This window comes from Pseudomonas sp. CFII64 (assembly GCF_000416235.1).
In the GTDB taxonomy this organism is placed as follows: domain Bacteria; phylum Pseudomonadota; class Gammaproteobacteria; order Pseudomonadales; family Pseudomonadaceae; genus Aquipseudomonas.
On record NZ_ATLO01000051.1, the window covers coordinates 50,506 to 63,871 of the forward strand.

Below are 13,366 nucleotides of genomic sequence, written 5' to 3' on the forward strand. Positions count from 1 at the left end.
TGCTTGAAGTGCATGGGATTCAGGTTGGACCTGCTCATTTGACGGCCCCGAACGACAGGCCGCGCACCAGTTGTTTCTGGCTGATCCAGCCGAAGATCAGGATCGGCGCACAGGCCAGGGTCGACACCGCCGAAAGCTTGGCCCAGAACAACCCTTCGGGGCTGGAGTAGGAGGCGATCAAGGCGGTCAAAGGCGCGGCGTTCGACGAGGTCAGGTTCAGCGACCAGAACGCCTCGTTCCAGCACAGGATCAGCGACAGCAGTGCCGTCGAGGCCAGCCCGCCTTTGCAGATCGGGATCAGCACCTTGAAGATCTCCTGACGGGTGCTGGCGCCATCCAGCCTGGACGCTTCAAGGATTTCGCCGGGAATGTCCTTGAAATAGGTGTAAATCATCCAGACCACGATGGGCAGGTTGATCAGGGTGTAGATCACGATCAACGCGATGCGCGAGTCCAGCAGGCCGAAGGTCTTGGCCAGCAAGTAGATCGGCATCAAGACGCCCACCGGCGGCAGCATTTTGGTGGAGAGCATCCACAGCAGCGTGCTCTTGGTGCGCTTGGTCTCAAAGAACGCCATGGAGTACGCGGCTGGAATCGCGATCAGCATGCACAACGCCGTGGCGCTGAAGGAAATCAGCACCGAGTTCCAGGCAAAGTGGAAGTAGTCGCTGCGTTCCTGGATGTGCAGATAGTTTTCCAGTGTCGGCATGAAAATGAACTGTGGCGGCGTGGCAAAGGCGTCGATCTCGGTCTTGAAGCTGGTCAGTACCATCCAGAAGATCGGGAAGAAAATCAGCGCCGCAATGGCCCAGCACAACGTGCCGAGCAGCACGCTTTGAAGGCGACGGGATTGTTTGAGCGTCATCATGGCAGGGCCCTCATGACTTGTCGGTGAGGTTTTTGCCGATCATCCGAATCAGGATGATCGCGGCAATATTGGCAATGACCACGGCAATCAGGCCGCCAGCCGAGGCCATGCCCACGTCGAATTGCAGCAGCGCCTGGTTGTAGATCAGGTACGCCAGGTTGGTCGAGGCGAAACCGGGGCCGCCATTGGTGGTGGTGAAGATTTCCGCGAACACCGACAGCAGGAAAATTGTTTCGATCATCACCACCACGGCAATCGGCCGGGCCAGGTGCGGCAGCGTCAGGTGCCAGAAAATCGCGATGGGACCGGCGCCGTCCAGGCGCGCGGCTTCTTTCTGTTCCTGATCCAGCGATTGCATGGCGGTCATCAGAATCAGGATGGCGAACGGCAGCCATTGCCAGGACACGATGATGATGATCGACAGCAGCGGGAAATGCGCAAGCCAGTCGATGGGCTGGGCGCCAAAGAACTTCCACACCGAGGCAAGGATGCCGGACACCGGATGGAAAATCAGGTTCTTCCAGATCAGCGCGCTGACCGTGGGCATGATGAAAAACGGCGAAATCAACAAAACGCGCACGATGCCCCGGCCGAAAAACTCGCTGGCCTCCAGCAACGCCGAGATCAGCACGCCGAGAATCACGCTGATCGCCAGCACGCTGCCCACCAGCAGCAGGGTGTTGGTGGCGCCCGGCAGGAAACCGCTGTCGGTGACGAAGTATTCGAAGTTTTCCAGACCGACGAATTCGTTCTCGCCGGGGTTGAGCAGGTTATAGCGAATCAGGGAAAAGTAGATGGTCATGCCCAGCGGGACGATCATCCACACCAGCAGCAACAACACTGAAGGGCTGACCAGAAACCAGCCGGGTTTGGTCAGATGGCCTTTTTTGGCCTGGGGTTGTTCGCTGGACGATTCCATGCGCGGATTGGCGGCTGAGGTATTCATGATGGCTCCGAACCTGGGTGCAAAAGTGAGCAGGGTATCGAGGGACAAGCGTCCCTCGACCGATAGTCAGTGGCGACTATTTCTTCGGATAACCCGCTCGCTTCATGTCCCGCTCCGTGGAGGTCTGGGCTGCGGCGAGCGCCGCGTCAACGGAGGTCGTACCCACCAGCGCAGCAGAGAATTGCTGGCCGACTGATGTGCCGATTGCCTGGAATTCAGGAATGGTCACCAATTGAATGCCAACATAAGGCACGGGCTTGAGCGTGGGTGCTTTGGGTGTTACCGCCTTGAGGGATTCCAGGGTGATTTTGGCGAACGGCGCGGCTTTCATGTAGGCGTCGCTGTAAGTTGAAGCTCGGGTGCCAGGTGGTACGTTGGACACGCCATCTTTCTCAGCGACCAGCGTGGCGTATTCCTTGGAAGTCGCCCAGCTGCTGAAGGTCTTGGCGTCAGCCTGGTTTTTCGCGCTGGTGGGGATCGCCAGAGCCCAGGAGTACAACCAGGCTGAGCCTTTGTCGGTGACTTCATGGGGCGCGTAGGTGAAGCCGACGTTGTCGGCGACCTTGCTTTGGGTTTTGTCAGTGACGAAAGAACCGGCGACGCTGGCGTCTACCCAGATCGCGCATTTGCCGCTGTTGAATAACGCCAGGTTTTCATTGAAACCGTTGCTGGATGCGCCGGGCGGGCCGGATTTCTTCATGGTGTTGACGTAGAAGTTCAGCGCGTTTTTCCATTCGGGTTGATCGAATTGCGGTTTCCACTGCTCATCGAACCAGCGCCCGCCAAAGGAGTTGGCGACGGTGCTGATCAGCGCCATGTTCTCGCCCCAGCCAGCCTTGCCCCGCAGGCAGATGCCGTATTGCTCTTTGGATTTGTCGGTCAGTTTTTCAGCGAACTCAGCAATCTGCGTCCAGGTCGGCCGCTCCGGCATGGTCAGCCCGGCGGCCTTGAACAGGTCGGTCCGGTAGTAAGTCATGGAGCTTTCGGCGTAGAACGGCAGGGCAAACAGCTTGCCATCGACCGACAGACCATCGCGCACGGAAGGGAACACGTCATCCAGCGCATAACTGGCGGGCAGGTCCTTCATTTCTTGCAGCCAGCCTTTGGCGCCCCAGAGCGAGGCTTCGTACATGCCAATGGTCAGCACGTCGAACTGGCCGCCTTTGGTGGCGATGTCGGTGGTCAGGCGTTGACGCAACACGTTCTCTTCGAGCACGACCCAGTTGAGCTTGATGTCAGGATGCTGGGCTTCGAAAGTCTTGGACAACCGCTGCATGCGGATCATGTCACTGTTGTTGACGGTTGCGATGGTTACGGTCCCGGCGCTGACCAAGCCGCTGAGCGTCAGGCAGGTGCTTGCAAGTAGCAGTTTTGCTGAGGTCTTCATCGATCACTCCTCTTCTTCGCCCAGAGAGCTGCAGAAGGTCGGTTATTGTTTTTGTCTCTTCCGGAGGCAAGGAAGATGTGTACTGATTACAACGGGACGCAGGCGCAATGACAAATCCTGCGCCGCACTGCAACTGATACTATTTTGCACTCGCTGATCGCGACGAAAGCTTTCCCCACCACGCTGCAACAGCCAACAGCGCTGTTTGAGCGTAGACGATGAGGATCGGGGAGGGGTGAATCAGTACAGGTTCTGCTCGGTCAGGCGCTGAACGGCCAGACGGCGATAATGGGAAGGCGTCATGCCTTTGAGCTGCTGAAAGCGTCGGTTGAAGTTGGAAATATTGTTGAAACCGGACTCGAAACACACATCAGTGACCGGTTTGTCGCCGTCGGCCAGCAGCTCGCAGGATTTGCTGATCCGCAGGCGATTGACGAACTCGACGAAACAGCGCCCGGTCGCCTGCTTGAAGACCCGCGAGAAGTACGCTGGTTTCATGCCCAAGTAATCGGCAACTTCCTCCAGCGGCAGTTCCCGCGCGTAGTGGGCAAAAATATAGTCAACGGCGCGGTTGGTGCGATCGATACTGTGCTCGTCGGCCATTTGCGCGCAGGTGCTGCCGGACAACAGCTGGTAGTCGTCGCTGGCAGCCAATAATTCCAGGAGGATAAAGAAGTGCCCGAGGCGACTGATGCCCTTGGCGTCGGCGATTTTCTGCATCAGCTTCATGGCCTGGGCAATGGTGCGCCGGCAGCGGAATTCGATGCCCGACTGCGCGCGTTCCAACAGGGGCGCCAGGGTTTTGAGTTCGGCGAAGACCTGGTTGCCGCTCTCGAACAGCTCGTCGGTGAAATTTACCAGCATGTCGCGCTTGGGGATGACTTGATCTTCCTCAATCTGGCTGATCCAGTTGTGTGGCAGATTCGGGCCGGTCAGGAACAGGCTTTCAGGGTAAAAATTGCCAATGTAATCGCCGACGAAGACTTTGCCCGAGCTGGCGACGATCAGGTGCAGCTCATACTCTTTATGAAAGTGCCAGCGCACCAGCGGACACGGGAAGCCGTGTTCGCGATAGATAATCGACAACCCGTTGTGATCGTCCATCAGTTCGTAGGAAGGATCGGTGACTCTTGTTGTTTTTGTCATGCGGCGGCCGTTCAAGGAGTTGCCAAGTGACTAATGTGCCTTCGCCAGCGGCGGTAGGCAATGCCTGTCCATTTGCGGGATGCATGCAATGAAAACTGTCCTTCTGATCGGCATCGGCGCAGGCCATCCCGAACACATCACTGTTCAGGCCATCAACGCGCTGAATAGTGCCAAGGTGTTTTTTATTCTGGATAAAGGTTACGCCGACGATGACTTGCTGCGGCTAAGGAAAGAGATCTGCCAGCGTTACATCACCGATCCCGACTATCGGATGGTCGTCGTCCGGGACCCGCAGCGTGAAACTGATCCCGCATCCTATGAAGCCGGGGTCGAGCGCTGGCACGAGCAGCGCGCGGTGTTGTTCGAGCAGCTGATCGACGACGAACTCAAGGCTGATGAAGTCGGCGGGTTCCTGGTGTGGGGCGATCCGTCGATTTACGACAGTACGCTGCGCATTCTTGAGCGAGTGCTGAGCCGGGGGAAAATCGAATTCGATTACGCGGTCATTCCGGGCATATCCAGTGTTCAGGTGCTGGCGGCGCAACATCGCGTGGCGCTGAACCGGATCGGCGAGCCTATCCACATCACCACCGGCCGACGCCTGGCAGCGGAGCAGGGCGCGAGTGTGGACAACGTGCTGGTAATGCTCGACGCCCATTGCACCTTCGAGCAGTTTGTCGGCCAGGGCCTGCATATTTATTGGGGCGCCTACCTGGGCACTGCTGACGAGGTTCTGATTGGTGGCGAGCTGGACGACGTTTGCGAACGCATCAAGGACGTCAGGCAGAGGGCGCGTCAGGACAAAGGCTGGATCATGGATACGTATCTGCTGCGCAGGCTGGAATCTCTGAAATAGATAGACCGCTTCGCGAGCACGCTCGCTCCAACCGCTGCTATTCACGGCAGGCGATTCTTCGCTTCAATCCACTGCGCCATGTACTTGGTGCTTTTGTGGTGATGGTGGCGCAGCATCGCCCCCGTGAAATTTGCGGTTCGGTGTTCCTGCAGGTTTTGCCGCAGGTCGCTGATGTGCTCGATCAGGCTCGCGCAATGTTGTCGATGCTGATAGCGCGCTTCAAGCAGGTCCCAGCCGGCCTGCTGTGCTTCCTGCCATAGATTCCGGTGTTGATACAAGCGAATGGCTGCATCGGCCATCGCTGTGGCGCTGTTGGCGATGGTGCCGGGCCAGGGCATTTCGCCGTGCATGGCCTCGGCGCCGATTGGCGTGGTGACCGTTGGTGTTCCGCACAACATGGCATCGACAATTTTGCCCTTGATGCCCGCGCCGAAACGCAAAGGCGCCAGACAGACTCGGGCCTGGGACATGACCTGCAAGGCGTCCTCAGCCCAATTCATGATGTGGAAACCCTGAGCGGGATTGTGCAGCGCGGTGGCCTTGGGTGGCGTGTAAGCGCCGTAAATGTGCAGTTGCGCCTTGGGCAATTGCTGGCGAATCAGAGGCCAGACGGCGCTCTTGAGCCACAACACCGCGTCCCAGTTGGGGGCGTGACGGAAGTTGCCAATGCTGAGGAAGTTAGCCCGCTCCTCAAACGAAGGAGGGGCATCGATTCGCCCGTCGACCATCAGCGGACACCAATGCAACAGCGCCCCAGGCATGCCAAACCGGCCCGTGAGCAACTGGATTTCCACATCCGAGGTCATCAGGTTCAGATCGCAACGATACAGCGCTGCCACCTCCCGTTGCGCCAGGTCACTGATTGCCATTGCGGAATAGATCGTGGCTTCTGATGATGCAAAATAATCCGTTAAATCATCAGCTTGCGTACTGTTCTCAATAAACTGCTTGAGCTGTAAGTGACGGGTATTGCGCAGGCTTTGCAGGTCCGAAGTTTCCAGAATGCGAAGGGCGTCGGGACAATGCTTTTCGACGCGCCAGCCGAATTGCTCTTCGATCATGAATTGATCGAACAACACGATATTCGGGGCCAGTTCGCTGACAAAGGCGTCGAAGCTGCTGTTATTGAGCTCGATGCGTACGCGTGCAATACCCAGGGCGGTCAGATCCGCCACATGCTCGCCCTCTGTTGCCGGACTGGCGAAGGTAATGTCCCAGCCTTGTTCGAGAAAACAGTGGATCAGCTGCATCATGTGGCCGCTGGCAGCCGAAGATCGTGGTTCCGGCCAGACGTAGCCAATAATCAGGACGCGGACAGCTTCGGCGTTGTGGGCAGCCACTGATTGACGTGGATCAGGCTTGTTCAAGGATGTTTTTAACCTTGTCACGCAGCTGATCAATGGAAAACGGCTTGCCAATCGAATGCATGCCAGCCGGCACCTCAATGATTTCCGAGTAGCCGCTGGCGAATAACACGGGCAGCGCGGGGCGGAGCTTGCGAGCCTCGACCGCCAGTTCGGTACCAGTCATGCCAGGCAAGCCCTGATCGGTCATCATCAGATGGATTTTCTGATCTTCGTTTCCAAGAAACGTTAGCGCCTTGTCTCCATCTTCAGCTTCCAGCACTTTGTATTCCAGCTCCTCAAGAACGTCGACGATCAGCATGCGCACAATGTTGTCGTCTTCGACGACGAGAATGGTGCTGGCAGACATGATGGGTTTCCTTGAAAAAATGACGGTGGTCGAGGCGGAATAGTGTCGCCCGTTTATGAGTAAGTGAAACGCCTCCGGAAGTTCCCGCTGGCTATCAGAAACCTTCATTTGAGGGGGGGCACCCGTCTAATGGTGACATTCCTTGGCCATCAAGGGATGAAATCGTTACAAAAGTTCTGAAATTTCAACCCGATGTATCAGAAATGAGAGTCTTTTACTAAAGATTGCGGCAAACTCCCACGTTTTGATAAAACGCTTGGGACTTCTCATGATCCATTCGTCTACCGTCGATGAGCAACGTTTCCGTAAACTGCTGAGCCGCAATGTCAGTTTGCCGCTGGCCGTCGGTGCAATCAGCGCGGTGTTCTTTATCGGCTTGATCACCTATCTGTTATCCGTGATTCAGTGGGTTGAACATACTGACCGGGTGATCAACAACACCAACCGCGCGCTCAAGCTGTCCATCGACATGGAAACCGGTATGCGCGGGTATTTGCTGACCGGTGATGATCATTTCCTGGACCCTTACGAAGTTGCCAAGCCCGGAATCGCCGCCGAACTCAAGGGGCTGGAAGCGCTGGTCGCCGATAACCCGTCTCAGGTTGACCGTCTCAAGCGTCTGACCGCGCTGCAGGATGAGTGGAACAGATACGCGCTGGAAATGATCGCGCTTCGGCGCCAGAACGGCGACTACTCAGCGGCTGTACAAGCCGGGCGCGGCAAGCGCCTGACCGATGAAATTCGCAACGAATATGAGCAGTTTGTCGCGACCGAGCAACAACTGCGCCTGACCCGCAACGACGACGTCACGCGGACCACGATCCTTTCTACCGCGCTGTATCTGATATTTGTCTTGAGCGTCAGTGGCCTGCTGGCGTTTGTCGGCCGCAGGGACATGGTCGCCTTGTCCACCAGTTATGCCAACAACCTCAAGCTTCAGGAAACCAACGCCGAGCGCCTGCAGAAAGTCGCCTGGCTGCGAAACGGTCAGAGTGAGCTGGCCGAGCAAGTGCTGGGGCAGCTGACCTTGGGCATGCTCGGCTCCAACGTGTTGCAGTTTTTTGCGCAGTACCTGGGCGCTGTGGTGTCGGCGGTATATGTCAGTCAGGAACACGGCGGGCTCAAACGCGTGGCGTGCTACGGTTTTTCCCGGGAGCAGGAAAACAACGAGCATTCGATTTACAGCGGCGAGGGCATCGTCGGTCAGGCCGCTCTGCAAAAGCAGATCATCAAGCTTGAAGACGTTCCCGTTGATTACTTCAAAGTCACCTCCGGTTTGGGCGAGGGCTCGCCGCGCAGCGTGGTTGTGATTCCTACCAGCAACGATGATCACGTCAATGGCGTCATCGAACTGGGGTTCCTGCGTCCGTTGACTGAACAGGACCTTGAGTTCATGGAGCTGATCGCCGGCAACGTTGGCACTTCCATTGAAGCGGCGCGGTATCGTCAGCGTCTTCAGGAGGTCCTGGCCGAAACCCAGCAGCTCAATGAAGAACTGCAAGTGCAGCAAGAAGAGTTGCGCACCGCCAACGAAGAGCTTGAAGAGCAGTCGCGAATCCTCAAGGAATCCCAGACGCATCTTGAAACCCAGCAGGCCGAGCTTGAGCAGACTAATGAGCAGCTGGCCGAGCAAGGCCAGGCGTTGTCGGATCAGCGTGACGCGCTGGATCGTAATAACGAAGAGTTGCACATCGCACAGATCGAGCTTGAAGCCCGTGCCGATGAATTGCAGCGCTCCAGCAAGTACAAGTCTGAATTCCTCGCCAACATGTCCCATGAGTTGCGCACGCCGCTCAACAGCTCGCTGATCCTGGCCAAACTACTGGCCGAGAACCCGGCGGAAAACCTCACGGCCGAGCAGGTCAAGTTCGCCGAGTCGATCTATTCGGCGGGCAACGACCTGCTCAACCTGATCAATGACATTCTGGATATTTCCAAAGTCGAGGCCGGCAAACTCGATATGCGGCCGGAAAACAGCAGCGTGGCGCGTCTGGTTGAAGGTCTGCGCTCCATGTTCGAGCCGCTGGCGAACGACAAGAAGCTGGACTTCCATGTGGAGTTGCAGGCGGGCGCGCCGACGTTGTTGTACACCGACCGCCAGCGTCTGGAACAGATTCTGAAAAACCTGCTTTCCAATGCCATCAAGTTCACCGAAACCGGCATGGTCAGCATGATCGTGTCCCGGCAGCCCGGCGCCGGCATTGCCTTTACCGTGCGCGATTCCGGGATTGGGATCGCCGAAGAGCAACAGCAGAGCATCTTCGAGGCATTCCGTCAGGCTGACGGGACGACCAATCGCCGTTACGGCGGCACCGGGCTGGGGCTGTCGATTTCCCGGGACCTGGCCGCTTTGCTAGGCGGCTCGATCAGCGTGACCAGTGCACCGGGGCAGGGCAGCATTTTCACCCTGGTGCTGCCGGAGCAGTACGTTGAGCAGGTTCAGCTGGAATATGGCCAGGAACCTGTTGCGGTTGTGGCCTCGCCGCCCGTGGCCTGGGTTGCGCCGGTTCCGGCTGCGCCAGTCGCCGTGGCAGTGCCAGTGACACCGGTTGCCAGCTTTGCCGATGACCGCGACAAGGGCCCGTTCACCAAGCGCTGTATCCTGGTGATTGAAGACGAGGTGGCGTTCGCGCAGATCCTCTTCGATCTGGCCCATGAATTGGGTTATCACTGCCTCGTCGCTCACGCAGCCGACGACGGCTTCAATCTGGCGGCGCAATTCGTACCGGACGCGATTTTGCTGGACATGCGCTTGCCGGATCACTCAGGCCTCACTGTTTTGCAACGTCTCAAGGAATTGGCCTCGACCCGACATATTCCGGTCCATGTCATTTCTGTCGAGGATCGCCAGGAAGCGGCGATGCACATGGGCGCGGTGGGTTACGCCGTCAAACCGACCACCCGCGAAGAACTCAAGGATGTCTTTGCCAAGCTCGAAGCCAAGCTGACCCAGAAGGTCAAACGCATCCTGTTGGTCGAAGACGACGCCTTGCAGCGTGACAGCATCGCGCGCTTGATCGGCGATGACGATATTGAAATCACCGCAGTGGGCTTTGCCCAGGATGCCCTCGATCTGCTGCGCGACAATGTCTATGACTGCATGATCATCGACCTCAAGCTGCCGGACATGCTCGGCAACGACCTGCTCAAACGCATGTCCACCGAGGAAATCTGCGCCTTCCCACCCGTCATCGTCTACACCGGACGCAACCTGACCCGGGATGAAGAAGCCGAGCTGATGAAGTATTCGCGCTCGATCATCATCAAGGGCGCACGCTCGCCGGAGCGCCTGCTCGATGAAGTGACGCTGTTCCTGCACAAGGTCGAGTCGCAGCTTTCTAACGAGCGGCAAAAAATGCTCAAGACCGCCCGTAGCCGGGACAAAGTGTTTGAAGGTCGCAAGATCCTTGTGGTCGATGACGACGTGCGCAACATCTTTGCCCTGACCAGCGCGCTGGAACACAAGGGCGCGGTGGTGGAAATCGCCAGAAATGGCATCGAGGCAATCAGCAAGCTCAATGAAGTCGAAGATATCGATCTGGTCCTGATGGACGTGATGATGCCCGAAATGGATGGCTATGAAGCGACCACCGAGATCCGCAAGGACCCGCGCTGGCGCAAACTGCCGATTATCGCGGTGACTGCCAAAGCCATGAAGGACGATCAGGAGCGCTGCCTGCAGTCCGGCTCCAATGATTATCTGGCCAAGCCTATCGACCTGGATCGGCTGTTTTCGCTGATCCGCGTCTGGTTGCCGAAAATGGAACGTATTTGAGTTCCCGCGGCCAAATTTGAGCTTTCGACTTCATCACCAGGCTGGCCTATGCATCAGGATCGAGACACAGAGATAGAATTACGCCTGCTTATCGAGGCGATTTATCTCAAATACAGCTACGACTTTCGCGATTATTCCGGCGCGTCGGTCAAGCGACGGGTCAACCACGCGTTGCGTCAGTTCGACTGCTCGACCATTTCTGCCTTGCAGGAACGGGTGTTGCACGATCCCGCGGCGTTCATGCAGTTGCTGCAATTTCTGACCATTCCAGTCAGCGAGATGTTTCGCGACCCCGGGCATTTTCTGGCAATCCGTCAGGAAGTCGTGCCGTTGCTCAGAACCTACCCGTCGATCAAAATCTGGATCGCCGGCTGCAGCACGGGGGAAGAGGTCTATTCGATGGCCATTCTGCTGCGTGAAGAAGGCCTGCTGGATCGCACGATTATCTACGCCACTGACATAAACCCCACCTCTCTGGAGAAGGCTAAACAGGGCATCTTTTCTCTGGAGAACGTGCGCGCCTATAACCAGAATTATCTTAAGGCGGGCGGGCAGCGGGCGTTTTCCGATTATTACACTGGCGCCTATGAGTACGCGATTTTCGACAAGACCCTGCGTGAGAACGTGACATTCGCCGACCACAGTCTTGCAACCGACAGCGTATTCTCTGAAACTCAACTGATTTCATGCCGCAATGTATTGATTTATTTCAATAAAAAGCTTCAGGACCGAGCGTTCGGGTTGTTCCATGATTCGCTTTGTCATCGCGGCTTTCTGGTATTGGGCAGCAAGGAAACCCTGGATTTTTCTGCTTACAGCAAAAGTTTCGAAGCTTTGGTGAAACAGGAACGGATCTATCGCAAGTCATGAAGACAACTTTCAGCAGCGGCGAATCGACTGAACAAGTGTTACCCGTGGTTGACGCGATTGTCGTGGGCGCGTCGGCGGGTGGCGTGGAAGCCTTGTTGAAGATTTTCAGCGCAATCAAACCCGGTTTTCGCTTGCCGATTCTGACGGTATTGCATGTGCCCGAAGAGCGCCGCAGCCAACTGGCCCAGGTGTTCCAGGCGCGCTTGCCGATTCCGGTCAAGGAAGCCGATGACAAGGAAAGTATCGTGCCCGGCACGTTGTATTTCGCGCCACCGGGTTATCACTTGTCGGTGGAGGCTGATCTGAGCCTTTCGCTCAGTCAGGAAGATCGGGTGTTTTATTCGCGACCCAGCATCGACATTTTGTTCAGTTCGGCCGGCGATGCCTTCGGCGCCCGGCTCGCGGGTATTTTGCTGACCGGTGCCAATCCCGACGGCGCCGCAAGCCTGGCGTACATCAAGCAGGGAGGGGGGATGACCGTGGTACAGGATCCGAATCAGGCTCAGGCGCGCACCATGCCTGAAGCGGCGCTGGCACTGCACGAGCCTGACTATTTGCTGCCTTTGCATGACATCGGCGAACTATTGACCGAGCTGGAAAGAATCGCATGTTGAGTCATATTCAGGCCAAGCTGCTGATCGTCGATGACCTGCCAGAAAACCTGTTGGCGCTCGAAGCCTTGATCAAGCGTGAAGATCGCGCCGTATTCAAGGCGCTGTCAGCGGATGAAGCACTGTCTCTGCTGCTGCAACATGAGTTCGCCCTGGCGATCCTCGACGTGCAGATGCCGGGAATGAATGGTTTTGAGCTGGCAGAATTGATGCGCAGCACCGAGCGCACCAAGAGCATTCCCATCGTGTTCGTCAGTGCGGCCGGTCGTGAGCTCAACTACGCGTTCAAGGGTTACGAAAGCGGCGCGGTGGATTTCCTGCATAAGCCCCTGGATATCCACGCGGTCAAAAGCAAGGTCAACGTGTTTGTCGATCTCTATCGCCAGCGCAAGGCCATGAAGGAGCAGGTCGAGGAGCTTGAACAAAGCCGCCAGGAACAGGAGGCGTTGCTCAAGCAATTGCAGGTCACGCAGAACGAGCTCGAACGTGCGGTGCGCATGCGCGATGACTTCATGTCGATCGTCTCCCACGAAGTGCGCACGCCGTTGAACGGGCTGATCCTGGAAACCCAGCTGCGCAAACTGCATCTGGCCAAGGACAACATGGCCGCGTTCACGCTGGAGAAGCTGCGGGCTATGGTTGATCGTGACGAGCGGCAGATCCAGAGTCTGATTCGTCTGATTGAAGACATGCTTGATGTTTCCCGCATCCGCACGGGCAAGTTATCGATTCGTACCAGCCCATTCGATCTGGTGGAACTGGTCAGCAATCTTCTGGAGAGTTTTTCCGCGCAAATCGCTGCAGCCGGCTCGACCGTGAGTTTCACCGCTGACGATCCGGTAATCGGCGTCTGGGACGAGTTTCGCATTGAGCAAGTGGTCGCCAACCTGCTGACCAACGCCTTGCGCTACGGCGCCCGTAAACCGATCCGCGTTCGGGTGTACAGCGAGGAGGGTCAGGCCCGGGTTGATGTGCGCGATGAAGGTATCGGTGTCAGTCCGGAAAACCAGAAACGCATCTTCCAGCAATTCGAGCGGGTTTCCGCCAATCATGCGGTTCATGGACTGGGCCTGGGATTGTTCATCTCTGATCAAATCGTCGCGGCTCACGGCGGGACGATCAGCGTCGAGAGCGAGGAAGGCCAGGGCTCGCTGTTCCGCGTCTGTCTGCCGCTTTGAGGAATCAAGGCGTTGG

11 protein-coding genes are annotated in these 13,366 nt (G+C 57.2%); 5 read left to right on the top strand and 6 right to left on the bottom strand.

The features are described 5' to 3' along the window. Window positions 1-34 precede the first annotated feature (34 nt). The 4 genes from CFII64_RS25845 to CFII64_RS25860 all read right to left on the bottom strand — a co-directional run bounded on the left by CFII64_RS25845 (window position 35) and on the right by CFII64_RS25860 (window position 4,347). Window positions 35-868, bottom strand: coding sequence for a carbohydrate ABC transporter permease (locus CFII64_RS25845; protein ID WP_020293819.1), 834 nt, complete (start codon window positions 866-868; stop codon window positions 35-37). A 10-nt stretch (window positions 869-878) separates the two neighbouring features. Next, entirely contained in the window at window positions 879-1,787 is a 909-nt protein-coding gene (locus tag CFII64_RS25850; protein WP_229635551.1) for a carbohydrate ABC transporter permease, read from the bottom strand. A 103-nt stretch (window positions 1,788-1,890) separates the two neighbouring features. Beyond that, on the bottom strand, window positions 1,891-3,201 hold the full coding sequence (locus CFII64_RS25855; RefSeq protein ID WP_020293821.1) for a sugar ABC transporter substrate-binding protein: 1,311 nt from the start codon (window positions 3,199-3,201) through the stop codon (window positions 1,891-1,893). 240 nt (window positions 3,202-3,441) lie between these two features. Continuing rightward, the gene (locus tag CFII64_RS25860) at window positions 3,442-4,347 is read right to left on the bottom strand and encodes an AraC family transcriptional regulator (protein WP_020293822.1); all 906 of its coding nucleotides are present in this window, start codon (window positions 4,345-4,347) and stop codon (window positions 3,442-3,444) included. A gap of 88 nt (window positions 4,348-4,435) precedes the next feature. Between CFII64_RS25860 and cobF the strand changes: the two genes are divergently transcribed. After that, window positions 4,436-5,203, top strand: coding sequence for a precorrin-6A synthase (deacetylating) (gene cobF / locus CFII64_RS25865; protein WP_020293823.1), 768 nt, complete (start codon window positions 4,436-4,438; stop codon window positions 5,201-5,203). A gap of 41 nt (window positions 5,204-5,244) precedes the next feature. On the opposite strand, the gene CFII64_RS25870 is transcribed toward cobF, so the two are convergent. Together CFII64_RS25870 and CFII64_RS25875 are read right to left on the bottom strand one after the other, a co-directional pair. Beyond that, window positions 5,245-6,570 carry a glycosyltransferase gene (locus tag CFII64_RS25870; protein ID WP_020293824.1) on the bottom strand — a complete coding sequence of 442 codons (1,326 nt, stop codon included), beginning with the start codon at window positions 6,568-6,570 and terminating at the stop codon, window positions 5,245-5,247. Next, window positions 6,557-6,916, bottom strand: a complete 360-nt coding sequence (locus CFII64_RS25875; protein WP_020293825.1) for a response regulator — start codon at window positions 6,914-6,916, stop codon at window positions 6,557-6,559. The genes CFII64_RS25870 and CFII64_RS25875 overlap by 14 nt, the downstream gene beginning before the upstream one ends. A gap of 268 nt (window positions 6,917-7,184) precedes the next feature. Between CFII64_RS25875 and CFII64_RS25880 the strand changes: the two genes are divergently transcribed. The 4 genes from CFII64_RS25880 to CFII64_RS25895 are packed head-to-tail and all read left to right on the top strand — an operon-like array spanning window position 7,185 to window position 13,350. Further along, complete coding sequence (locus CFII64_RS25880; protein WP_020293826.1) at window positions 7,185-10,691, top strand: response regulator; 3,507 nt, start codon at window positions 7,185-7,187, stop codon at window positions 10,689-10,691. A gap of 48 nt (window positions 10,692-10,739) precedes the next feature. Further along, a complete protein-coding gene (locus CFII64_RS25885; protein WP_020293827.1) occupies window positions 10,740-11,561 on the top strand; it encodes a protein-glutamate O-methyltransferase CheR in 822 nt (273 codons plus the stop codon). Beyond that, window positions 11,558-12,175, top strand: coding sequence for a chemotaxis protein CheB (locus CFII64_RS25890; RefSeq protein WP_020293828.1), 618 nt, complete (start codon window positions 11,558-11,560; stop codon window positions 12,173-12,175). Before CFII64_RS25885 ends, CFII64_RS25890 begins: the two co-directional genes overlap by 4 nt. After that, complete coding sequence (locus CFII64_RS25895; RefSeq protein WP_020293829.1) at window positions 12,169-13,350, top strand: hybrid sensor histidine kinase/response regulator; 1,182 nt, start codon at window positions 12,169-12,171, stop codon at window positions 13,348-13,350. Before CFII64_RS25890 ends, CFII64_RS25895 begins: the two co-directional genes overlap by 7 nt. The last annotated feature ends 16 nt before the right edge of the window (window positions 13,351-13,366 follow it).

What these genes read in the sequence shown, in the direction of transcription:
- CFII64_RS25875 (WP_020293825.1), bottom strand. Translation starts at nt 6,916, where the DNA reads ATGTCTGCCAGCACCATTCTCGTCGTCGAAGACGACAACATTGTGCGC.
- CFII64_RS25890 (WP_020293828.1), top strand. Translation starts at nt 11,558, where the DNA reads ATGAAGACAACTTTCAGCAGCGGCGAATCGACTGAACAAGTGTTACCC.
- CFII64_RS25860 (WP_020293822.1), bottom strand. Translation starts at nt 4,347, where the DNA reads ATGACAAAAACAACAAGAGTCACCGATCCTTCCTACGAACTGATGGAC.
- CFII64_RS25855 (WP_020293821.1), bottom strand. Translation starts at nt 3,201, where the DNA reads ATGAAGACCTCAGCAAAACTGCTACTTGCAAGCACCTGCCTGACGCTC.
- CFII64_RS25895 (WP_020293829.1), top strand. Translation starts at nt 12,169, where the DNA reads ATGTTGAGTCATATTCAGGCCAAGCTGCTGATCGTCGATGACCTGCCA.
- CFII64_RS25880 (WP_020293826.1), top strand. Translation starts at nt 7,185, where the DNA reads ATGATCCATTCGTCTACCGTCGATGAGCAACGTTTCCGTAAACTGCTG.
- CFII64_RS25850 (WP_229635551.1), bottom strand. Translation starts at nt 1,787, where the DNA reads ATGGAATCGTCCAGCGAACAACCCCAGGCCAAAAAAGGCCATCTGACC.
- CFII64_RS25885 (WP_020293827.1), top strand. Translation starts at nt 10,740, where the DNA reads ATGCATCAGGATCGAGACACAGAGATAGAATTACGCCTGCTTATCGAG.
- cobF (WP_020293823.1), top strand. Translation starts at nt 4,436, where the DNA reads ATGAAAACTGTCCTTCTGATCGGCATCGGCGCAGGCCATCCCGAACAC.
- CFII64_RS25845 (WP_020293819.1), bottom strand. Translation starts at nt 868, where the DNA reads ATGATGACGCTCAAACAATCCCGTCGCCTTCAAAGCGTGCTGCTCGGC.